At 72.7% G+C, this 22,788-nt stretch carries 18 protein-coding genes; 10 read left to right on the forward strand and 8 right to left on the reverse strand.

All coding sequences use genetic code 11. From position 1 onward, the window contains the following. The first annotated feature begins 419 nt into the window (after nt 1-419). The gene (locus AB0E77_RS09120) at nt 420-3,341 is read left to right on the forward strand and encodes a glycoside hydrolase family 48 protein (protein WP_361567743.1); all 2,922 of its coding nucleotides are present in this window, start codon (nt 420-422) and stop codon (nt 3,339-3,341) included. A gap of 16 nt (nt 3,342-3,357) precedes the next feature. Here AB0E77_RS09120 and AB0E77_RS09125 read toward each other — a convergent pair whose 3' ends face one another. From AB0E77_RS09125 to AB0E77_RS09140, 4 genes are all read right to left on the reverse strand, one after another. Continuing rightward, on the reverse strand, nt 3,358-4,014 hold the full coding sequence (locus tag AB0E77_RS09125) for a hypothetical protein (RefSeq protein ID WP_361567746.1): 657 nt from the start codon (nt 4,012-4,014) through the stop codon (nt 3,358-3,360). 132 nt (nt 4,015-4,146) lie between these two features. Next, nucleotides 4,147-6,021, reverse strand: coding sequence for a rhamnogalacturonan lyase (locus AB0E77_RS09130; protein WP_361567748.1), 1,875 nt, complete (start codon nt 6,019-6,021; stop codon nt 4,147-4,149). A gap of 125 nt (nt 6,022-6,146) precedes the next feature. Then, the gene (locus AB0E77_RS09135) at nt 6,147-6,887 is read right to left on the reverse strand and encodes a methyltransferase domain-containing protein (protein WP_361567750.1); all 741 of its coding nucleotides are present in this window, start codon (nt 6,885-6,887) and stop codon (nt 6,147-6,149) included. Nucleotides 6,888-6,891: 4 nt separating this feature from the next. Beyond that, nucleotides 6,892-7,197: a 4a-hydroxytetrahydrobiopterin dehydratase gene (locus tag AB0E77_RS09140; protein WP_361567753.1), complete on the reverse strand. Its 306-nt coding sequence runs from the start codon at nt 7,195-7,197 to the stop codon at nt 6,892-6,894. A 140-nt stretch (nt 7,198-7,337) separates the two neighbouring features. Here AB0E77_RS09140 and AB0E77_RS09145 point away from each other — a divergent pair, with 140 nt between their 5' ends. The 7 genes from AB0E77_RS09145 (at nt 7,338) to narI (ending at nt 16,590) form a co-directional block, all read left to right on the forward strand. Then, nucleotides 7,338-8,153 (forward strand): helix-turn-helix transcriptional regulator, encoded by an 816-nt coding sequence (locus tag AB0E77_RS09145; RefSeq protein ID WP_361567756.1) that lies wholly within the window; start codon nt 7,338-7,340, stop codon nt 8,151-8,153. 98 nt (nt 8,154-8,251) lie between these two features. Then, complete coding sequence (locus AB0E77_RS09150; protein WP_361567759.1) at nt 8,252-9,115, forward strand: helix-turn-helix transcriptional regulator; 864 nt, start codon at nt 8,252-8,254, stop codon at nt 9,113-9,115. A 51-nt stretch (nt 9,116-9,166) separates the two neighbouring features. Next, nucleotides 9,167-9,985: an SAM-dependent methyltransferase gene (locus tag AB0E77_RS09155; protein ID WP_361567762.1), complete on the forward strand. Its 819-nt coding sequence runs from the start codon at nt 9,167-9,169 to the stop codon at nt 9,983-9,985. Nucleotides 9,986-10,086: 101 nt separating this feature from the next. Continuing rightward, complete coding sequence (locus tag AB0E77_RS09160; protein WP_361567765.1) at nt 10,087-13,782, forward strand: nitrate reductase subunit alpha; 3,696 nt, start codon at nt 10,087-10,089, stop codon at nt 13,780-13,782. Beyond that, on the forward strand, nt 13,782-15,377 hold the full coding sequence (narH, locus tag AB0E77_RS09165; RefSeq protein ID WP_361567767.1) for a nitrate reductase subunit beta: 1,596 nt from the start codon (nt 13,782-13,784) through the stop codon (nt 15,375-15,377). The genes AB0E77_RS09160 and narH overlap by 1 nt, the downstream gene beginning before the upstream one ends. Then, nucleotides 15,377-15,871, forward strand: coding sequence for a nitrate reductase molybdenum cofactor assembly chaperone (gene narJ / locus AB0E77_RS09170; protein WP_361567770.1), 495 nt, complete (start codon nt 15,377-15,379; stop codon nt 15,869-15,871). The genes narH and narJ overlap by 1 nt, the downstream gene beginning before the upstream one ends. After that, entirely contained in the window at nt 15,868-16,590 is a 723-nt protein-coding gene (gene narI / locus AB0E77_RS09175) for a respiratory nitrate reductase subunit gamma (protein ID WP_361567773.1), read from the forward strand. Before narJ ends, narI begins: the two co-directional genes overlap by 4 nt. An 11-nt stretch (nt 16,591-16,601) precedes the next feature. Here the strand turns inward: narI and AB0E77_RS09180 are convergent, their stop codons facing one another. The 4 genes from AB0E77_RS09180 to AB0E77_RS09195 form a co-directional block, all read right to left on the reverse strand. Beyond that, nucleotides 16,602-17,027 (reverse strand): OsmC family protein, encoded by a 426-nt coding sequence (locus AB0E77_RS09180; RefSeq protein ID WP_361567776.1) that lies wholly within the window; start codon nt 17,025-17,027, stop codon nt 16,602-16,604. A 91-nt stretch (nt 17,028-17,118) separates the two neighbouring features. Next, complete coding sequence (locus AB0E77_RS09185; RefSeq protein WP_361567779.1) at nt 17,119-18,537, reverse strand: amino acid permease; 1,419 nt, start codon at nt 18,535-18,537, stop codon at nt 17,119-17,121. A gap of 83 nt (nt 18,538-18,620) precedes the next feature. Beyond that, entirely contained in the window at nt 18,621-20,744 is a 2,124-nt protein-coding gene (locus AB0E77_RS09190; RefSeq protein WP_361567781.1) for an alkaline phosphatase family protein, read from the reverse strand. Nucleotides 20,745-20,877: 133 nt separating this feature from the next. Then, the gene (locus AB0E77_RS09195; RefSeq protein ID WP_361567783.1) at nt 20,878-21,279 is read right to left on the reverse strand and encodes a hypothetical protein; all 402 of its coding nucleotides are present in this window, start codon (nt 21,277-21,279) and stop codon (nt 20,878-20,880) included. 82 nt (nt 21,280-21,361) lie between these two features. Here AB0E77_RS09195 and AB0E77_RS09200 point away from each other — a divergent pair, with 82 nt between their 5' ends. Next, the gene (locus tag AB0E77_RS09200; protein WP_361567786.1) at nt 21,362-22,135 is read left to right on the forward strand and encodes an MBL fold metallo-hydrolase; all 774 of its coding nucleotides are present in this window, start codon (nt 21,362-21,364) and stop codon (nt 22,133-22,135) included. After that, complete coding sequence (locus AB0E77_RS09205) at nt 22,132-22,758, forward strand: VTT domain-containing protein (protein ID WP_361567789.1); 627 nt, start codon at nt 22,132-22,134, stop codon at nt 22,756-22,758. The genes AB0E77_RS09200 and AB0E77_RS09205 overlap by 4 nt, the downstream gene beginning before the upstream one ends. Nucleotides 22,759-22,788: the final 30 nt, after the last annotated feature.

Consider the following 22,788-nt stretch of genomic DNA (forward strand, 5'->3'; position numbering starts at 1 on the left):
CGCCGTGACCTCGGGCCGGGAACGGGCCGCGGGCAGGGGCGAGCGGCCCGCGGGGGGAGCTGTGCACCGGTACGTCGGACGATCACGCGTCGGACCGGCCGCACCGGCGGCCGGAAGTCCTGAACGCGGGAGGTGGAGCGGGGGGTGTCGCACGAGCGACTCCTTGCAGTCCGGGCGCGCCGTGACGGACGCGCCGACTGATGGAACCGCTCCCACTGGTGCAGCGAAGGTAGCGCCAAGTGACGGCGAAGAACAGAGGAGTCACCGACTTTCGGCCCACATCGGCCGTCGAATCTTTTCGACTCTTCACACACCTTGACCGCCCGGGACCCCCTCCTCACTATGGGAGCGCTCCCACTGGTTCAAGGCTTGTCGCTCCTCCCCCACACCCTCTTCGAGCCGCAGGAGGAACCAGCACCATGCATCCCCGACTCAGACACAGACGCCCCGGCGCACGGCGACTGTGGACGGCCGCGGCGGCGGCCCTCGCGCTCCCCCTCACGACGGTCGGCACCGGTACGACTCCCGCCCACGCGGCGGCACTTCGGTGCAGTGTGGACTACCGGACCAACGACTGGGGCTCCGGCTTCACCGCCGAGCTGACCCTCACCAACCGCGGTACCGAGGCCCTCGACGGCTGGACCCTGACCTACTCCTACGCCGGCGACCAGAAGCTCACGAACGGCTGGAACGGCACCTGGTCCCAGTCCGGCAAGGCGGTCACGGTCAAGAGCGCCTCGTACAACGCGCACGTCGCGGCCGGCGCCGCCGTGACCACGGGCGGGCAGTTCACCTACAGCGGCACCAACACCGCGCCGACGGACTTCGCGGTCGACGGCACCCCGTGCACCGGCGCGCACCAGCCGCCGATCACCGTGCTGACCAGCCCCGAGGCGGGCGCGGTGTACTCGCAGGGCGAGGCCGTGCCCCTGGCGGCCACGGCCGCCGCCGCGGACGGCGCCACCGTCAGCAAGGTGGAGTTCTACGACGACACCACCCTGCTGGGCACGGACACCAGCGAGCCCTACACGTACTCCGCCTCCGGCTTGACCGTGGGCAGTCATTCCCTGGTGGCGAAGGCCTACGACAGCGAGGGCGCCTCCGCGGACTCCACCCCGGTCGGCATCACCGTCGCCTCGGGTCCGGCCGTGGTCGCCACGCCCGGTCAACTCGGCGTCCAGCAAGGCGAGTCGGGCACGTACGAGATCAGGCTGTCCAAGCAGCCGGCCGCGAACGTGACGGTGACGACGGCGCGGGCGAGCGGCAACACCGGCCTGTCCGTCACCGGCGGGGCGAGCCTCACCTTCACTCCGTCGAACTGGAACACGGCGCAGAAGGTGACCGTGGCCGCCGACGCCTCCGGTACCGGCTCGGCGGTCTTCGAGTCGACGGCCCCGGGACACGGCAAGGCCGCGGTGACGGTGACCCAGCTGGCCGCGGCGAAGGACTACGACGCCCGCTTCCTGGAGCTCTACGGGAAGATCACCGACCCGGCGAGCGGCTACTTCTCGCCGGAGGGCATCCCGTACCACTCGGTGGAGACGCTGATCGTCGAGGCGCCGGACCACGGCCACGAGACCACGTCCGAGGCGTACAGCTATCTGCTGTGGCTCCAGGCGATGTACGGCAAGGTGACCGGCGACTGGTCCAAGTTCAACAACGCCTGGGGGATCATGGAGAAGTACATGATCCCCACCCACGCCGACCAGCCGACCAACTCCTTCTACAACGCGTCCAAGCCGGCCACCTACGCCCCCGAGCTGGACACTCCGCAGGAGTATCCGGCGAAGCTCGACGGCGCGGTGCCGGCCGGCGTGGACCCGATCGCCGGTGAACTGAAGTCGGCGTACGGCACGGACGACGTGTACGGCATGCACTGGCTCCAGGACGTCGACAACACCTACGGCTACGGCAACTCGCCCGGCAAGTGCGAGGCGGGCCCCTCCGACACCGGCCCCTCCTACATCAACACCTTCCAGCGCGGCGCGCAGGAGTCGGTGTGGGAGACGGTGCCGCAGCCGACCTGCGACGCCTTCACGTACGGCGGCAGGAACGGCTACCTGGACCTGTTCACGGGCGACGCGTCCTACGCCAGGCAGTGGAAGTTCACCAATGCCCCGGACGCCGACGCGCGGGCCGTGCAGGCCGCGTACTGGGCGGACATCTGGGCGAAGGACCAGGGCAAGGGCGCGGAGGTCTCCGCGACCGTCGCCAAGGCCGCCAAGATGGGCGACTACCTGCGCTACGCGATGTACGACAAGTACTTCAAGAAGGTCGGCGACTGCGTGGGTCCGGCGAGCTGCCCGGCCGGCACCGGCAAGGACTCCTCGCACTATCTGCTGTCCTGGTACTACGCCTGGGGCGGGGCCACCGACACCTCGGCGGGCTGGGCCTGGCGCATCGGCTCCAGCCATGCCCACGGCGGCTACCAGAACCCGCTGGCCGCGTACGCCCTGAGCAGCTACGCCGACCTGAAGCCCAAGTCGGCCTCGGGCGCCGCGGACTGGGCCAAGTCCCTGGACCGGCAGCTGGAGTTCTACCGCTGGCTGCAGTCCGACGAGGGCGCGATCGCGGGTGGCGCGACCAACAGCTGGGCGGGCCGGTACGCGACGCCGCCGGCCGGTACGCCGACCTTCTACGGCATGTACTACGACGAGAAGCCGGTGTACCACGACCCGCCGTCGAACCAGTGGTTCGGCTTCCAGGCATGGTCCATGGAGCGGGTCGCCGAGTACTACCAGCAGACCGGTGACACGGAGGCGAAGACGGTCCTGGACAAGTGGGTCGACTGGGCGCTGTCGGAGACGACGGTGAACCCCGACGGCAGCTTCCGGATCCCGTCGACGCTCCAGTGGTCGGGCAAGCCCGACACCTGGAACGCCGCGTCGCCCGGCGCCAACGCGGGCCTGCACGTCACGGTCGCCGACTACACGAACGACGTCGGTGTGGCGGCGGCGTACGCCAAGACCCTGACGTACTACGCCGACCGATCCGGCGACGCCGAGGCGGCCACGACCGCCAAGGCGCTGCTGGACGGCATGTGGGAGCACAACCAGGACGCGCTCGGCATCGCCGTCCCGGAGACCCGCGCCGACTACAACCGCTTCGACGACGCCGTCTACGTCCCGAGCGGCTGGAGCGGCACCATGCCGAACGGCGACACGATCGACGCGTCGTCGACCTTCGCCTCGATCCGCTCCTTCTACCAGGACGACCCGGCCTGGTCGAAGATCGAGAGCTATCTCGCGGGCGGCGCTGCGCCCACGTTCACGTACCACCGCTTCTGGGCCCAGGCGGACATCGCCCTCGCCATGGGTTCCTACGCGGAGCTGCTCGAGTAGCCGGCCGGGCCGCGCCTCACTTGACGTCGCCCGTGAAGATGGCGGTGTCCGACTCGTAGTCGGGGGCCACCTCGATCTGGACCAGCTTCTCGCCCTTGGGGAGTTCGCAGCCCCACGGCACGCTGATCGACCGTCCGGCGAGAAGCTGCGTCTGGGGGCCGCCGTCGAGTCCGGCGGCGCTGTCGAAGATCGCCTCGCTGCTGTGGCCGTCCTTGCCGTAGGAGCAGTTGACGGTGAGCCCGGTGGCGTCGAGCGTCGTACCGCCGCCGTTGTCGACCTTGACGGTGAACCTCACGTACGGCGTGGTCTCGGGCATGGCGGTGTCGGTGGACACCGCCCGCTCGAAGCCGGAGAGGCCGACCCGCACGTCGTTGTCGTAGGTGACGGTGTCGCCGAGGGCGTACACCCCGTCGTCGGGCTCCTCGGCGGCGGGCTCGGTCTCCTCGTCTGCGGCAGCGGCCTCGTCGGCGCCCACGGTCTCCGTCACGGTGACCGTGGGCGCCGGCGCCGCCTCTCCGTCGCCGGTGACGCCGACGGTGACCGCGACCGCGACCGCCGCGGCGACGACGGCCGAGGCGACCGCGATCAGCGCGGTGAGATTCCGCTTCGGGGGCTGCGGAGGCACCGGCGGCCAGTAGGGCGGCGCGGGCGGCGGCGTGATGTGGTTGCTCAAGGTACTTCCCCCGGAGGCGGTGCGGTTGCGTGCCCCATCATCCCCCGGAATCGCCCCCTGTGAAGATCCCGTGACGAAATCGTGTCGACGGCACGGGTGGGGCCTCGGTCAACAGGCCGCGGCAGCCGTGCGTCAGGGGGTGAAGACCGCCGGGCGCGGGGCCGTCGCCATGCCGGAGCCGAGGAAGAAGCTCGGGTGGGGCGGCTGGTTGTAAGCGGTGTTCTGCCAGGCCAGGGCGGTGCGGTACTGGGTGTCGTGGAGCAGGGTCGTGACGCGGGTGTCCGTGTCGTAGGGCGTGGAGTAGATGCGCAGGGCCTTGTTGTCGGCGGTCCGCCAGACGACCTCCTCGCGCCAGTCGCCGAGGATGTCGCCGGAGAGGACCGGGGTGGCCTTGGTGCCGTTGTTCGACGCGACGCCGGAGCCGGTGAGCAGGCGGGTGTCGCCGGAGGTGCCGTACTTGTCGACGTGCGTGCCGTCGAGGAGTTCGCGGACGGTGTCGCCGTCCCACCAGGCGAGGAAGTTGGTGCTGGAGGGCTTGCGGCTGCTCACCACGGTGCCCTTGGGGTCGCGGATGCCGCTCTCGGCGGACGACCAGGACTCGGCACCCGCGCTGCCGGACCAGATGTCGGCCGAGACGCCCCGGCCGTTGTCGCCGTTCGCACCGGTGGACCAGAGGATCCGGCCCGTGCGCGCGTCCGCCATCCAGGACGAGGGCTTCGAACCGTCCTCGTCCACCTTGAACTCCTCCAGGCCCGCGCGGGAGGGGTCGAGGTCGCCCACGTGCATGGCGTCGCCGTGGCCGTTCTTCGTGGTCCACAGGGCGTTGCCGTTGTCGTCGACGGCCATGGCGCCGTACACGATCTCGTCCCTGCCGTCGCCGTCGACGTCCGCGACGGACAGCTGGTGGTTGCCCTGGCCGTCGTAGCCCTTGCCGCTGTTGGTGGAGGAGTTGGTGTCGAAGGTCCAGCGGCGGGTGAACGCGCCGCCGCGCCAGTCCCAGGCGGCGATGACCGTGCGCGTGTAGTAGCCGCGGGCCATGATCAGGGAGGGGCGGGAGCCGTCCAGGTAGGCCGTTGCGGCCAGGAAGCGGTCGACGCGGTTGCCGTAGGAGTCGCCCCAGGAGGAGACGGTGCCCCGGGCGGGGACGTGGTCGACGGTGCCCAGGGCCTTGCCGGTGCGGCCGTCGAACATCGTCAGGTACTCCGGTCCGGACAGCACGTAGCCGGAGGAGTTGCGGTGGTCGGCGGAGGAACTGCCGATGACCGCGCCGGTGCCGTCCCTGGTGCCGTCGGCGGTCTTCATGGCGACCTCGGCCCTGCCGTCGCCGTCGTAGTCGTACACCTGGAACTGGGTGTAGTGGGCGCCGGAGCGGATGTTGCGGCCCAGGTCGACGCGCCACAGGCGGGTGCCGTCGAGCCTGATGCCGTCGACGATCGTGTTGCCGGTGTAGCCGGACTGGGAGTTGTCCTTGGCGTTGGTGGGCTGCCACTTGAGGACGAGATCGAGCGCGCCGTCGCCGTCGAGGTCGCCGACGGAGCCGTCGTTGGCCTCGTAGGTGTAGGCGACGCCGTCGGGGGTCGTGCCGCCGGCGGGCGGGCTGAGGGGCACGTCCTTGTAGCCGGCCCGGAACTGGATGGCGTGGACCGAGTCGCCCTGCTCGGTGCCGTTCACGACCGCGCGGACCGTGTAGTCGGCCTGGGCGGGGGCTCCGGCGTGGAAGAAGGTGGTGGAGCCGGTGACGGGGCTGGAGTTGACCTTGGCGCCGGCCCGGTAGACGTTGAAGGCGACGCCGTCCGGGTCGGTGCCCAGCCAGCGCCAGCCGACCAGGTTGCCGTCGTCGGTGTGGACGCTGACCACGCCCCGGTCGAGGGCCTCGACCTGGCGTGCGGTGGCGGCCTCGGCGCTGTCCGGGGCGAGGGTCGTCAGACCGGCGCCGACCAGGCCGGCGGCGGCGAGCGCGGCGGCCAGGACGACCGGGCGTCGGCGGTGCTTGCGGGGGTGCCTCACGGGGCGTACCTCCTGGAGGACGGATGCATTCCGCCTCTCGGTCGCCGCCGGACGCCCCGGGGTTGCCGCCCAATGGCGGGCCTGCCGAGGGACTTTGCGGACACGGCCCAGGTGTATCGACCCCCCTAGCGCTTCACGAACGCCCTCAGGGTGAACACCGGGTCGGGGCGGGCGAGTTCCTGGTCCGGCAGGGCCTCGAGGCGGGCGGTGAAGCGGGCGGCGAGCTCACTGCCCGGGGGCAGCGTGACGAACCAGCCGCGGCGCAGGTCGGCCACGGTGCTGCGGGGGCTGCGGCCCTGACCGTGGCCGGTGAAGCGGGCCTCACCGGCCGGGGCGAGGCCGTGGGCGCGGGCGTACGACTCGACGCGCTCGGCGGCGTCGCGGGCCGTGCTGGGCGGGCGGGCGGCGAGCACGGCGTCGATGTCGCTGCCCACGTTGTGCGCGGCGCCCTTGTCGACCGTCGTCACGTACACCCCGCCGGGCCGCAGCACGCGGGCGCACTCGCCGACGACGGTGCGCACGTCCTCGGCGCCGGCGGCCAGGTGCAGCAGCCAGACGCTGCTCACGGCGTCGAACGCGCCGTCCCCGAAGGGCAGCCGGCGGCTGTCGGCCAGCACGACGGCGCCGGGCAGCCGGGCGGCGGCCCGGCGGGCCATCGCGGGGGCGAGGTCGGCGCCGGTCACCCGCAGCCCCGCCCGTCCGGCCGCGAGGCGTCCGGTGACCAGGCCGGTGCCGCAGCCGACGTCGAGCAGGCCCCCGGCGTGCGGGGGCACCAGGCTCAGGACCGCCCGTGCGGCGGCTTCGGCGCGGGGTTCGCCGCCGCGCAGGGCGTCGTAGCGTTCCGCCTCTTCGTCGTAGTCGAGCACACCGTCAGTGTGCCCCGTGGCTCCCGGCCAGGTCCTCCACCCTGCGGGCGAGCTCGAGGTCCTTCTCGGTGACGGCGCCGCCCGCGCTGTGGGTGCTGACCGCCAGGGTCACCGTGTTGTAGCCGAGGGTCAGGTCGGAGTGGTGGTTCAGCTCCTCCTGCACCTGCGCGACGTGCACGACCATGGCGGCGGCCGCGAAGTGCGAGTCGAGCCGGTAGGCGCGGGTGAGGCGGTCCCCGTCGAGGGACCAGCCCGGCAGCTCGGCCAGCCGCTCCTCGATCTCCTTGTGCGACAGCGGTTCCACGGGCATGGGCTGCCCTCCTCGTCTGCTGGGTACGGGCACGGCGCCGTACGGCCCGGTTCCCTTTCCAGCCTGCCACAGCGGGGGCGCCCCGGCCCTGCTCCGCTGCGCCGGCCGGCCCGGTCCCGCGGTCGACTACCGTTCCGCGTATGACCGCACTCATGTCCGGTACCACCCCCACCGCCCAGGGCGTGGGCCCGCTGCTGCGGGCCTGGCGGGAACGGCGGCGGATCAGCCAGCTGGAACTGTCGCTGCGCGCCGGCTCCTCCGCCCGGCACATCAGCTTCATCGAGACGGGACGCTCCCGGCCGAGCGAGGAGATGGTGCTGCGCCTCGCCGACCGGCTCGACGTCCCCATGCGGGAGCGCAACGCGCTGCTCCTCGCGGCGGGCTACGCCCCGCACTACCCGGAGACCCCGCTGGACGACCCGGCGCTGGACGCGCTGCGCGCGGGCATGGAGCGGCTGATCAGGGGCTACGAGCCCTATCCCGCGCTGGTCGTCGACGCGCGGTACGAGGTGCTGGCCGCCAACCGGGGCATCGCGATGCTGACGGACGGCCTTCCGGAGCACCTGCTCGCGCCGAGGCCCAACGCGATGCGGCTGGCCCTGCACCCGGAGGGCCTCGCCCCGCGCATCCGCAATCTGCGCGAGTGGCGCGGACACCTGCTGGAGCAGATGCGCCGGCAGATCGCGCTGGACCGCTCCCAGGAGCTGCGGGCGCTGTACGAGGAGGTCGCGGCCTACCCGGTCCCGGAGGACACTCGCGGCGGGGAACCGGACGAGGCGGTGCCGTACTTCGCGCTTCCGCTGCGGATCGAGCACGAGGGCCGGACGCTGTCGTTCATCTCGTCCATCTCCACCTTCAACACGCCGATGGACGTGACGGTCGCCGAGCTGGCCATCGAGACGCTGCTCCCGGCCGACCCGGCGACGGTCAAGTACCTGCACACCCTCGTGTCCTGACACCCCGTCGCCGTCACTTTCTCGCCGACGCCCCTGTGAGGCCCGCCGCAGGACGTGGCAGACTGCGGGCAGACTTGGGCGCGTTGGGGAGGCGTGGCGTGAGCGAGCGGCGGGTGGCACCCACCGTGGGCCAGGTGGTGCTGGGCAAGCGCCTCCAGGAACTGCGGGAGCGGGCGGGCCTGAAGCGCGAGGAGGCCGCCAAGGTGCTCCGGGTGGCCCCGGCCACCGTGCGGCGCATGGAGATGGCCGAGGTCACGCTGAAGATCCCGTACGTCCAGATCCTGCTGGCGGCGTACGGGGTGCCCGAGGACGAGGTCACGGCGTTCATCACACTGGCCGAGGAGGCGAACCGGCCGGGCTGGTGGCAGCGCTACACCGACGTGCTGCCGGACTGGTTCAGCCTGTACGTGAGCCTGGAGGGCGCGGCGCGCATCGTCCGCTCCTACGAGCCGCACTTCGTGCCGGGCCTGCTCCAGACCGAGGAGTACGCCCGTGCGGTCCTGGACGCGGGGACGATAGGGAACGCGGGACAGGAGGCCGTCGAGCGGCATGTGGCGCTGCGCATGGAGCGGCAGCGGCTGCTGGACCGGCCGGACCCGCCGCACCTGTGGGTGATCATGGACGAGACGGTGCTGCGGCGACCGGTGAGCGTCCACGGCCGGGTGATGCGCGAACAGCTCGACCGGCTGCTGGAGTTCGCCGCCCGGGACCGGGTGACGCTCCAGGTCGCCGAGTTCGAGGACGGTCCGCACCCGGGGACGTACGCGCCGTTCACCCTGTTCCGGTTCGCCGAGCCGGAGCTGCCCGACATGGTCTTCACCGAGTACCTGACCGGCGCGCTGTACCTCGACTCGCGCGCGGAGGTCTCCACGCACCTGGAGGTCCTGGACCACATGACCGCCCGCGCCGCCTCCACCCAGCGCACCGAGAAGATCCTGCGGGAGTACCGCGAGTACCACTGACCCCCGCGACCGAGAGCACCGCCGGCACCGCCCCGAGGGAGAAGACACCGCATGACCACCGGATCCGAGGCCGCGTCCACCCCGATCGACACCAGCCGGCCGCATCCGGCCCGGGTCTACGACTGGTGGCTGGGCGGCAAGGACAACTACCCCGTGGACGAGGAGCTGGCCCGCAAGATCCTTGCCGTGGACGACACGGCGGTGCGCGGGGCGCGGGCCAACCGCCGGTTCATGCAGCGGGCGGTCCGTACGGTCGCCGAGGCCGGGATCCGCCAGTTCCTGGACATCGGCACGGGCATCCCCACCGAGCCGAACCTGCACCAGGTGGCCCAGGGCGTCGCGCCCGAGGCGCGGGTGGTGTACGCCGACAACGACCCGATCGTGCTCCGGCACGCCGAGGCGCTGCTGCACGGCTCGGCGGAGGGCGGCACCGAGTACGTCCACGCGGACGTCCGGGACCCGGACACCATCCTGCGGCTGGCCGGCGAGTGCCTGGACCTCGAGCGGCCCGTCGCCCTGTCGCTGGTGGCGCTGACGCACTACCTGGACGACGCGGTGGACGGCGACGACGTGTACGGCCTGCTGAAGCGGTACGTCGACGCCCTCGCGCCGGGCAGCTTCCTGATCCTCTCGCAGGTCACACCGGACCTGAACCCGGAGGCGGTGGGCCGGGCCGCGGCGCTGTTCGCCCGCGGCGGCACACCCTTCCACCCGCGCTCCCTCGCCGCCTTCGCACGGTTCTTCGACGGCCTGGAGCTGCTGGGCCCCGGCATCATCCCGGTGACCGGATGGCGGCCGGACCCCGAGGACGTGGCGGCCCAGACGGAGGGCATCGTCCCGGTGTACGCGGGGGTGGCGCGCACGTCCTGAGCCGTCCTCCGTGCCGCGCGCCCAACCCGTACGGGCGCCGCGGACGGGTGGGTGCTCCCCGCCGCCCCTAGGTTCGGACCCAGGCGAGCAAGGGAGTGCACGTGACCGACACGCGGACACCGCCCACCGAACCGGGCGCGGCACTGCTGCGTGCGGGCCGGTTCTTCCGGCCCGGCACCGCCGCTCCCGATCTGCACAGCATCGGTCTGGTCGGCGGCCGGGAGTCGGACGCGTTCTACCGGGACCGGTGGAGCCACGACAAGGTCGTGACCTCCACGCACGGCGTGAACTGCACCGGCTCCTGCCGCTGGAACGTGTTCGTGAAGGACGGCATCATCACCTGGGAGACCCAGGCGACGGACTATCCGTCGGTCGGCCCGGACCGCCCCGAGTACGAGCCGCGCGGCTGTCCCCGGGGCGCCGCCTTCTCCTGGTACACGTACTCGCCGACCCGCGTGCGCTACCCGTACGTGCGCGGGGTGCTGCTCGAGATGTACCGCGAGGCGCGGGCCCGGCTCGGGGACCCGGTGCTGGCCTGGGCCGACATCCAGGGCGACCCGGAGCGGCGGCGGCGCTACCAGCGGGCGCGCGGCAAGGGCGGGCTGGTCCGGGCGAGCTGGGACGACGCGGTGGAGATGGTCGCGGCGGCCCACGTCCACACCATCGGGCACCAGGGGCCTGACCGGATCGCCGGGTTCTCCCCCATCCCGGCGATGTCGATGGTGTCGCACGCGGCCGGGGCCCGCTTCCACTCCCTGATCGGCGCCCCGATGCTGTCGTTCTACGACTGGTACGCCGACCTGCCGGTGGCGTCCCCGCAGGTCTTCGGCGACCAGACGGACGTGCCGGAGTCGGGCGACTGGTGGGACGCGGCGTATCTGATCATGTGGGGCACGAACGTGCCGGTGACCCGTACGCCGGACGCGCACTGGATGGCGGAGGCCCGTTACCGGGGCCAGAAGGTGGTCGTGGTCGCGCCCGACTACGCGGACAACGCCAAGTTCGCCGACCAGTGGCTGCATCCGCACCCGGGCACGGACGCGGCGCTGGCGCTGGCGATGGGGCACGTGGTGCTCAAGGAGTTCTTCGTCGACCGGGTCACGCCCTTCTTCGACGACTACGTGCGGCGCTTCACCGACCTGCCGTTCCTGGTGACGCTGACCGAGCGGGACGGTGCGTACGTGCCGGGGAAGTTCCTGCGCGCGGCGGATCTGGGCCAGGAGGGCGAGGACGCGGGCTGGAAGACGGTCGTGCTGGACGAGGCGACGGGCCGTGCGGTCGTCCCGAACGGCTCGCTGGGCTTCCGCTGGAACGAGGCGGACCGGGGCCGGTGGAACCTGGACCTCGGCGACGTGCGCCCCCGGCTCGGGCTGCACGGCCACGAGGCGGCGACGGGCGTGGAGGTGCTGCTGCCCCGCTTCGACACCGAGGGCGGCGCACACGGCCAGGGCCGCGGCGACGTGCTCCGGCGGGGCGTGCCCGCCACCCGGCTGGGCGGGGCGGACGGGCCGCTGGTGACGACCGTGTTCGACCTGCTGCTGGCGCAGTACGGCGTGGCGCGGGCCGGGCTGCCGGGCGACTGGCCGGCGTCGTACGAGGACGCTCAGGCGCCGGGCACGCCGGCCTGGCAGCAGACGCTGACCTCGGTCCCGGCGGCGGCCTGTGTGCGCATCGCCCGCGAGTTCGCGCGGACCGCCGAGCGGTCCGAGGGCCGCTGCATGATCCTCATGGGCGCGGGCACCAACCACTGGTTCCACTCGGAGACGATCTACCGGGCCTTCCTCGCACTGCTCCAGCTGACCGGCTGCCAGGGCCGCAACGGCGGCGGCTGGGCGCACTACGTGGGCCAGGAGAAGTGCCGCCCGGTGACCGGCTGGGCGTCGCTGGCCTCCGCGAACGACTGGTCCCGGCCGCCGCGCCAGATGATCGGCACGGCGTACTGGTACCTGAACACCGACCAGTTCCGCTACGACCGGTTCGGCGCGGACGTCCTGGCCTCGCCGCTCGGCGAGGGGCGGCTCGCGGGGATGACCGCCGCGGACTGTCTGGCGCTCTCGGCGCGCACGGGGTGGATGCCGTCGTACCCGACCTTCGACCGCAACCCGCTGGAGCTGGGCGATGCCTCCGACGACCCGGTGGCGAACGCGGTGGCCGAACTGCGCGCCGGGACCCTGAAGTTCGCCTGCGAGGACCCGGACGCGCCGGAGAACTGGCCGCGGATCGTGACGCTGTGGCGGGCCAATCTGCTGGGCTCGTCGGCGAAGGGCGCCGAGTACTTCACCAAGCACCTGCTGGGCACGCACTCCTCGCTGCGTGCCGAGGAGGCGGCGCCCGGGGAGCGGCCGAGGGACGTGGTGTGGCACGAGGAGGCGCCCGAGGGGAAGGTCGACCTGCTGCTGTCGCTGGACTTCCGGCACACCTCCTCCACGCTGCTGTCCGACGTGGTGCTGCCCGCCGCGACCTGGTACGAGAAGCACGACCTGTCCAGCACCGACATGCACCCCTACGTGCACGCGTTCTCGCCGGCCGTGGACCCGCCGTGGCAGGCGCGCACCGACTTCGACACGTTCAAGGCGCTCGCCGAGAAGCTGAGCGAGCTGGCCGCCGGCCACCTGGGCGTCCACAGGGACCTGGTGGCGGCGCCGCTCCAGCACGACACCCCGGGCGAGATCGCCCAGCCGGGCGGGGTCGTACGGGACTGGAAGCGCGGCGAGTGCGAGCCGGTGCCGGGGAAGACGCTGCCGAACCTGACCGTCGTGGAGCGGGACTACACGGCGATCGGCGCCAAGTTCGCGGCGCTGGGGCCGCTCGTGGAGGCCAAGGGGCTGCCGGCCAAGGGCATCACCCTCACGCCGGACGAGGAGGTCGAGCGGCTGCGGCACATGAACGGCGCGGTGCGCGGCGGCCCGGCCGACGGCCGCCCGGCGCTGGACACGGCGGTGAAGGCGGCCGACACCGTCCTGGCCCTGTCCGGCACGACCAACGGGCGCCTGGCCGTGCAGGGTTTCCGCACCCTGGAGGCGAAGACGGGCCAGGAGATGGCCCACCTGGCCGCCGAGCACGAGGGCAAGCGGGTCACCTACGCCGACACCCAGGCGGCGCCCGTGCCGGTGATCACCTCGCCGGAGTGGTCGGGCAGCGAGGCCGGCGGGCGGCGGTACACGGCGTTCACGCTCAACACCGAGCACCTCAAGCCCTGGCACACCCTCACCGGCCGCCAGCACTTCTTCCTCGACCACGACTGGATGCACGAGCTGGGCGAGGCGCTGCCCGTGTACCGGCCGCCGCTGGACATGAACCGGCTGTTCGGCGAGCCGCGGCTCGGCCCGGACGGGCACCGCGAGGTGACGGTCCGCTATCTCACCCCGCACAACAAGTGGTCCATCCACTCGGAGTACCAGGACAACCTGTTCATGCTGGCGCTGTCCCGGGGCGGGCAGACCGTCTGGATGGCCACCGAGGACGCGGACGCCATCGGCGTGGCCGACGACGACTGGATCGAGGCGGTCAACCGCAACGGCGTGGTCGTGGCCCGCGCGATCGTCTCGCACCGCATGCCGCCCGGCACGGTCTACATGCACCACGCGCAGGAACGCACCGTCAACGTGCCGCTCACGGAGACCACCGGCAAGCGCGGCGGCATCCACAACTCGCTCACCCGTCTGCTCCTCAAGCCGACCCATCTCATCGGCGGCTACGCCCAGTTGTCGTGGGCGTTCAACTACCTGGGGCCGACGGGCAACCAGCGCGACGAGGTGACGGTGATCCGGCGCCGCGCCCAGGAGGTCGAGTACTGATGCGCCCGATGGCCCAGATCGCGATGGTCATGAACCTCGACAAGTGCATCGGCTGCCACACCTGCTCGGTCACCTGCAAGCAGGCGTGGACCAACCGGCGGGGCATGGAGTACGTCTGGTTCAACAACGTCGAGACCCGCCCCGGCCAGGGCTACCCGCGCCGCTACGAGGACCAGGAGAAGTGGCGGGGCGGCTGGGAGCTGAACCGGCGGGGCGCGCTGAAGCTGAGGGCGGGCGGCCGGATCAAGAAGCTCGCCGGCATCTTCTCCAACCCGAAGCTGCCGGAGATCAAGGACTACTACGAGCCCTGGACGTACGACTACAAGAACCTCACCGAGGCCCCGCTCGGCGACGACTACCCGGTGGCGCGGCCCGTCTCCCAGCTCGACGGCAAGCCCATGAAGATCGCCTGGTCGTCCAACTGGGACGACGACCTGGGCGGCGCCCCCGCCTACGGCGACCTGGACCCGATGGTGGAGCGTACCCGCCGGGAGGCCTCGGACAAGGTGCGGTTCGCCTACGAGCAGACCTTCATGTTCTATCTGCCGCGGATCTGCGAGCACTGCCTCAATCCGTCGTGCGTGGCGTCCTGTCCGTCCGGCGCGATGTACAAGCGGTCGGAGGACGGCATCGTCCTGGTCGACCAGGACCGCTGCCGGGGCTGGCGGATGTGCGTGACCGGATGCCCGTACAAGAAGGTGTACTTCAACCACCGCACCGGCAAGGCGGAGAAGTGCACCTTCTGCTACCCGCGCATCGAGGTGGGCCAGCCCACGGTCTGCTCGGAGACCTGCGTGGGGCGGCTGAGGTACCTCGGGGTCGTCCTCTACGACGCCGACAAGGTGACCGAGGCCGCCGAGACGCCGAACGAACGCGACCTGTACGAGGCGCAGCTGGGTGTCTTCCTGGACCCGGAGGACCCGGGCGTGCGCCGGGCGGCCGAGGAGGCGGGGATCCCGTTCGACTGGATCGAGGCGGCCCGGCGCTCCCCCGTGCACGCGCTGGTGAGCCGGTACCGGGTGGCGCTGCCGCTGCATCCCGAGTACCGCACCATGCCGATGGTCTGGTACATCCCGCCGCTGTCGCCGGTCGTGGACGCGCTCACCGGGACGGGGCACGACGGGGAGGACGCGGACAATCTGTTCGGCGCCATCGACACGCTGCGCATCCCGCTGGAGTACCTGGCCGAGCTGTTCACCGCGGGCGACGTCGGCCCGGTGCGGGCGTCCCTCGAGAAGCTGGCCGCGATGCGCGCCCACATGCGGGCGGTCAACCTCGGCGAGGAGACGGACCCGTCGGTCGCGGCCGCCGCCGGGATGACGCCGGCCGGCATCGAGGACATGTACCGGCTGCTGGCGATCGCCAAGTACGAGGAGCGGTACGTCATCCCGACCGCCGCCGTCGGGGACGCGCGGCGGCTGGAGGAGTCCGCGCTGCCGGACACGTGCAGCCTGGACGCCGACGGCGGCCCCGGCATGGGCGGCGACGGCCCGTTCGGCCAGGACTCGGGACGCAGGCGGCTGCCGCTGGTGCCGGTGGAGAACTTCCACATCCTGCGCCGGCGGCAGACCGCGGACGACGAGAGGGAGGTGTGATGCCCGGCTTCGAGGTCCTGTACCAGGCGGCGGCGCTCTGCCTGACCTACCCCGACGACGACTTCCGCGCCCGGCTGCCCCTGCTGCGCGAGGCCGCGCCCCAGCTGCGCGCCTTCACCGACCACGCGGCGGTGACCCCGCAGGGCGAACTCCAGGCGCACTACGTGGAGGTCTTCGACTTCAAGAACCGGCACAGCCTGTATCTGAGCTGGTGGACCGACGGCGACACCCGCAACCGGGGGATGTCGCTGGTGCGCTTCAAGGAGCTGTACCGCCGCCACGGCCTGGAGTTCACCGGCGAGGAGCTGCCCGACTTCCTGCCGGCCGTCCTGGAGTTCACGTCGCGCACCGGCGACATGGGCCTGCTGGTCGAGCACCGCGACGCCCTCGGCGAACTCCGCACCCGGCTCACCGCCGCCGGCACCCCGTACGCGTGCGTCCTGGACGCCGTGTGCGCCACCCTGCCGCCCGCACCGACCGGAGCACGCCGATGACCGTCTTCCTCTGGGGCGTCCTGCCCTACGCCGCGTTCGCCCTGCTCGTCGCCGGCCTGTTCTGGCGGCACCGCTACGACCGGTTCGGCTGGACCACCCGCTCCTCCCAGGTCTACGAGTCGAAGCTGCTGAACATCGCCTCACCGGTGTTCCACTACGGCATCCTGTTCGTGCTCGTCGGCCACCTCATCGGGCTGTTCGTCCCCGCGTCGTGGACGGAGTCGATCGGCGTCAGCGAGCACGCGTACCACCTGTTCTCGCTGTACGGCGGCACCCTCGCCGGGGTGCTGACGGTCGCCGGGATCGGGCTGCTGGTCTACCGGCGCCGCACCAACGCACCGGTCTTCCGCGCCACCACGGCCAACGACAAGGTGATGTACGTCTTCCTGCTCGGCGCCATCGTGCTCGGCATGGTCGCCAAGCTGTCCGACACCTCCGGCAACGGCTACGACTACCGCAGCACCATCGCGCCCTGGGCGCGCAGTCTGTTCACGCTGCGCCCGAAGACGGGGCTGATGGAGGGGGTGCCGGTGCTGTACCACGTGCACGCGGTGGTCGGGATGGTGCTGATCGCGCTGGTGCCGTACACCCGGCTGGTGCACATGTTCAGCGCCCCGGTGCAGTACCTGTTCCGGCCGTACGTGGTGTACCGGTCGCGCGACCCCAGGCAGCTGGGGCCGCGCCCGGACCGGCGGGGCTGGGAGCGTGCGGGCTCCTGACGGCCGTCCGACTAGGCCAGCTTGGCCGACAGGGTGATGGTCGTGCCGGTCAGGGCCTGGCTGACCGGGCAGTTCTTCTTGGCGTCCTCGGCGGCGGCGACGAACGCGTCGTTGTCGATGCCGGGGACGGTGCCCTCGACGGTGAGGTGGATGCCCGTGATGCCCTCACCCGGCTGGAAGGTGACGTCGGCCGAGGTGGTGAGCTTGGTGGGCGGGGTGCCGGCGCCGGCCAGGCCGTGCGACAGCGCCATGGAGAAGCAGCTGGAGTGGGCGGCGGCGATCAGCTCTTCGGGGCTGGTCCTGCCGTTCGCCTGCTCGGCGCGCGACGGCCACGACACCGGCTGCTCGCCGATGCCGGACGAGTCGAAGGTGACGACGCCGCTGCCCTCGAGCAGGTTGCCTTCCCAGACGGTGTGTGCGGAGCGCGTGGTTGCCACGACGAGTCCTTTCCGGATTGCCTTGCGGTACTGGGGTGGTGAGGACCCGGGCCCGGGTCCTCACCCCCATCCGATCACACTCCGGCCGGGCTCACCCGGAAGTCCGCTCGCCCTGCGGGGTGCGCTGCCGCCGGGCCGCCATCACCGCGTAGACCAGGACGCCCGCGAACAGGAACAGGACGCCCTGGTAGACCGCCGCGTAGCCGGCGCCCGCGACCAGCCACAGGGAGAACGCGGCCGCGACGCAGGCGATGACGGCGTCGCGCACCAGCCGGGCGCGGTCGACGCGCTCGCCCCGCCCGGAGACCAGGTGGAAGAGCTGTGCGGCGGTGGCCAGCAGATAGGGGACGGTCGCGGTGAAGGTGGTGACGAGGACGAGGACCTCGAAGACCTTCGCCGAGCCGGACGTGTAGTTGTAGACGGTGAGCAGGGAGGCCAGGACGACGGTGACGCCGACGCCGACCGTGGGGACACCGCGCCGCTTGCGGGCGAAGGCCGCGGGGAACAGTCCGTCGCGGGCCGCGGCGTACGGGGTCTGCGCGCTGAGCAGGGTCCAGCCGTTGAGGCAGCCGGTCATCGACACCAGCGCGGCGAGCGCGACGGCCCAGCCGCCCCAGGCGCCGCCGAACATGGCGTTCACGGCGTCGGAGAAGGGGGCGGTGGAGTCGACCAGGCGGTCGTGGGCGACGGTGCCGAAGACGGAGAGGGTGCCGAGCAGGTAGACGAGCGCGGCGCCGGCGGTGCCGATGACCGTGGCCCGGCCGACGGTGCGGCGCGGGTCCTTGACCTCGCCGGCGCTGACGGCCGCGGACTCGACGCCGAGGTAGGAGAAGAGCAGGATCGCGGCGGCGGCGGAGACCGCTCCGATGCCGCTGCCGCCGCTCGCGTTGAACGGGCCCAGGTTGCCGGGGTCGAAGAAGAACAGTCCGCCGATCGCGACCAGCAGCAGCGGCGCGAACTTCAGCACCGTGGACACCAACTGGACGGCGCCCACGTAGCGGGTGCCGGCGAAGTTGGCGAGCGCCGGCAGCCACTGGATGACGAGCGCCGCGAGGCACGCGGTCCAGCGGTGGTCGTTCACCGGGATCAGGACGTCGAGGTAGCCGACGGCGGCGACGGCGAGCGCGGCGTTGGAGACCCAGGTGGTGATCCAGTACGCCCAGGCGGCGAGGAAGCCGGCGAAGTCGCCGAAGGCCTCGCGGGCGTAGACGTAGGGGCCGCCGGTGCGCGGGTCGCGGGCGGCGAGCCGGCCGAAGACCAGGGCGAGGGCGATGGCGCCGACGGTGAGCACGCCGAAGGCGAGCAGGCTGATCGTGCCGAACGGGGCGACGGAGGCGGGGAGCAGGAAGATGCCGCCGCCGATGATGTTGCCCATGACGAGGGCGGTGGCGACGGGCAGCCCGAAGCGGCGGGCGTGCTTGCTGCCGGTGGGCGCCGGGGCGGGGGTGGGCGCGGCGGAGGTCTCCTGCGGAGCCGGAGCCGGTGGGGGGACGGTCCCGGGGACGTGCATGGGGTGGTACGCCTTCCTTGGAACTGGTGCCCGGGATCGCCGGACGGCGTCCATGGTCCGGCACCGCCGCTCACGGCGCCAAATCAGGCGGTTTTGTCCTGTGCGAGCCCGTCCGGGACCGCAAATGGTGCGCCGTCGTGTCCCTGCGGCCGGGAATCGTCCAGGGGCACCTGCGGGCCGTTGGCCTCGCGCAGCCAGCGGCGCAGGATCCGGTGGACGTGCTCGGCGCCGACGATGTCCGTCCCTTCGGCGGCCGGCGCGGACAGGACGACGGGCGACAGGAGGAAGGCCCGCGACTGGGCGCCGCCGAGTCCGCCGTGGGAGCCGATCTGCTCCTCGAAGGCGAGGACCTCGCCGTCGGCCGGGTCGTGGAAGGAGTTGACCATGACGTCGGCGGTGTGCGGGAAGGAGTGCGTGCGGCGCACGGCGTCGGCGGCGCCGGGACCGAACGGGGCCAGCGGGCCCGGGTCCTCGTCGAGCCGGTCCAGGGGTGTCTCGGCGCCGCGCGCGCCGAGGACGAGGCCGCCGTGTGCCTCGCTGCGCACCAGCAGGAAGCCGACGCCGGGGTGGTTGGCGAGGGTGGGCAGCAGCGCCGGATGGCGGGCGTCGATCTCCTCGCGGGTCATCCGGTGCGGGACGTCCGGGAAGGAGACGAGGCCGAGATTGCCGGAGGCCAGCACGACCGGCTCCGAGCGGTGGACGGCGGGCCGGCGCCGGTCCTCGCCCTCCTCGACGGGCCGGTGCAGCGCCGCCCGTACGGCGGTGCGCGCCTCGGCGCCGCTGCGGGTGCGCCGCGCCCGGCGGGGCACGGGCAGTCCGCAGCCGGCCCGCACCAGGTCGGCGAGGGTGAGGCCGTAGCGGGAGCGGAAGGTCTCGCCGGGGCTCTGGCCGTGGTCGGACAGGACGACGATCCGGTACCGGCGGGGGGCGTGCTCGGCGACCTTCTCGAGCAGGGCGAGCGACCGGTCGAGCCGCTGGAGGACCCTCGCGGCGTCGCGGCTGCGCGGCCCGGAGTGGTGTGCGACCTCGTCGTAGGCGACCAGGTCGGCGTAGACGGCGGTGCGGCCGGCGAGCATGTCGCCCATGACGGCGGCGACGACGACGTCCCGTTCGACGACGGTCGCGAAGGCCCGGACGAAGGGGTAGAGGCCGCCGCGGGAGACGCGCGGGCGGACCTTGCGGACACGGGCACGCGTGGACTGGCCGATCTCGCGGCACACCTCGGCGACGAAGGACATGGCGGTGCGGACCGCGTTGGCCGGGTCGGAGAAGTAGGCGAAGTAGCCGGACCGGGAGCGGTTCTCCGGGCCGCGGCGGCGGGTGGCGATGGACAGCACGAGGGCCTGTTCGCCGGCGCCGCCGCTGAACAGGTTGCCGCGGCTGGCGCCGTCGAAGGTGAGCAGTCCGCCGTCGCCGGTGTGCTCGATGGCCCGGCGCTGGAGGTCGGCGGCGCTGGTGGGGCGGTTGCAGACGACGACCTCGCCGGTGTCCTTCTCGTACCAGCGGAAGGCCGGGACGTCGTGGTTGCTGCCGTGCAGGATGCCGAGCTGGCTGGCTCCGGTCTGGCTGGACCAGTCGGTGCGCCACGGGGCGAGCCGGTGGGTGGCGGAGGAGCCGTCGCGACCGAGCCAGCGGGCGACGGTGGGCATCACGCCCTCGTCGACCGCGTCCCTCAGGACGTCGTGGCCGACGCCGTCCAGTTGCAGGAAGACGGTGCCGGGACCGGGCGGGCAGGGCGGGGCGGATCTGCGGCGGCGGTCGGCGAGCCGGTAGAGACGGCGCCGGTAGGCGTCGTCGTCGCGCACGGCCAGGGCACCGCCGGTGGCCGAGGCCACGGCGGACATCGCGGCGGCCACCAGCACCGCGGTCTCCGGGGCGACGCCGCCGCGCGCGGCCGGGTTCACGTCGAGGGCGAGCAGCAGCAGTCCGCCGTTGAGGAAGAAGACCAGCAGTCCGAGGACCAGCGCGGGCACCAGCAGCAGCAGCCGGACCAGGAGCGGCCACACCAGGGCCGACAGGAGACCGAAGGCACCGGCGCCGACCGCGGCGGTGACGGCGATGTCGGTCGCGCTGTCACCGTCGGGGGACTGGAGCCGGAAGTCCGGGAGGATTCCGGCGAGCACCAGCATGGTCACCGTGGAGACGGCCCACACGGCGATGCTCCGCCCGATCTGACCGGCGCCCCGGCGCCAACGCCCTCCACCCACGCTCCGCACACCTCACGTCCCGGCCCGTCGTCCGCGCGGGCCCTCCCCACCCTGCCACAACGCTCCGGAACGCCTGTTCGTCCCCCCTGCCCCTTTCGCCCAGGACACGCCCGGTCCCCCGGCGGGCCGGGGGTCAGCGACCGTCGTACCCGGCCGTCGGCATCGACAGCCGGCGGTGCACGCACGCCTTCATCCGGGCGTCGTACGCCGGTTCCTCGTGCCCGACGGTCTCCACCCGCACCCCGCGCCGCGCGCACTCCGCGGTGAACTCCGCCACGGACGACAGCGCGCTGGCCAGCACCCGGTGGCTGGGCGCCACGAACAGGTCCTGCCCGGGGCGCACGCCGTCCCACAGTGCGTCGTGGTCGGGACGCAGGCCGCGGACCAGCAGTTCCCGGGTGACGACGTAACCCTGTTCGGCGGCCCAGCGCGCGCACATGGCGTGCTGGCTGCGGGAGTCGACGAGGAACGGATCGTCGTCCAGCTGCTCCAGCGGCGTCAGACTCGCGATCGCCGTCACCCGTAGCGGCCCCATGGCGCCCCCTCACCTCCCGTTTTCGCCGCCGACCCTACTCCTGGACGTAGGCTTCGGGGAGTCGCGCGAAGGAGGCGAAGGGGTGCCGGTGGAGCTCACGTGGTGGGGTCACGCCACCTGCACGGTCGAGGACTCGGACGTACGTGTGCTCACCGACCCGTTGTTCGTCCGCAGGCTGGCCCATCTGCGCCGCAGGCGGGGGCCGGTGCCGCCGCCGGACGCCTGGCGCGCGGACGTGGCGCTGGTGTCCCATCTGCACGCCGACCATCTGCACGTGCCGTCGCTCGCGCGGCTCGCGCCGGGCACGCGCCTGCTCGTGCCCCGGGGCGCACGACGGGCGGTGCCGGGGCTGCGCCGGCTCGGGCACCTGAAGCTGACCGAGGTCGCGCCCGGCGACGAGACGGCCGTCGGCGACCTGCTGATACGGGCGGTGCCCGCGCGGCACGACGGGCGGCGGCTGCCGTTCGGCCCGCACCGCTCCCCCGCGCTCGGCTATGTCGTGGAGGGCGAGGGCCGTACGTACTTCGCCGGTGACACCGGCCTGTTCGACGGCATGGAGAAGGAGGTCGGGCCGGTCGACGCGGCACTGCTGCCGGTCGGCGGCTGGGGGCCGTACCTGGGGCCCGACCACCTGGACGCCGGGCGGGCGGCCGAGGCGCTGGCCCGGCTGGCGCCGGCCACGGCGGTGCCGGTGCACTACGGCACGTACTGGCCGATCGGGATGGACGCCGTGCGCCCCCATGAGTTCCACACGCCGGGCGACGAGTTCGTGCGCCTGTCGGCGCTGCGTGCGCCGGACGTCGCGGTGCACCGGCTGGGGCACGGCGAGAGCGTGCGGGTGGGGGTCGCGAGGTGACCTGGCTGGGCGCCGCCGTGACGAGCATCCCGACCGAGCCGACGCAGCAGGCGCTGGGCTATCCGTCGCTGTTTCTGCTGGTGCTGATCGGGGCGCTGGTGCCGGTGGTGCCGACGGGTGTGCTGGTGAGTTCGGCGGCCGTGGTGGCGATGCACCAGACCCTGCCGTTCTCGCTGCTGATGGTGTTCGCGACGGCGTCGCTGGCCGCGTTCTGCGGGGACATGACGCTGTACTGGCTGGGGCGGCGCGGGGTCGGCTCGAAGAACGGCTCGCGCTGGCTGGAGGTGATCCGGTCCCGGGCACCGGAGGACCGGCTGGAGCAGGCGCAGGAGAAGCTCGCCGACCACGATGTCGCGGTGCTCGTGCTGTCCCGGCTGGTGCCGGCCGGGCGGATCCCGGTGATGCTGGCCTGCCTGCTGGCCGAGTGGCCCTCGCGCCGCTTCGCCCGGGGCAATCTGCCGGCCTGCGTGGCCTGGGCGGTGACGTACCAGCTGATCGGGATCCTGAGCGGCTCGCTCTTCAGCGAGCCGTGGGAGGGTGTGGCCGCGGCGATCACGCTGACGGTGCTGGTGAGCGCGGCCCCGAGCGTCTGGCGGCGGCTGCGGGGGCCGGCGAAGGCGTAGGGCGCCGGAGCCGGGCCCCCTGAAGCCCGT

Source organism: Streptomyces sp. NPDC032940 (assembly GCF_040636935.1).
Taxonomy (GTDB): Bacteria; Actinomycetota; Actinomycetes; order Streptomycetales; family Streptomycetaceae; genus Streptomyces.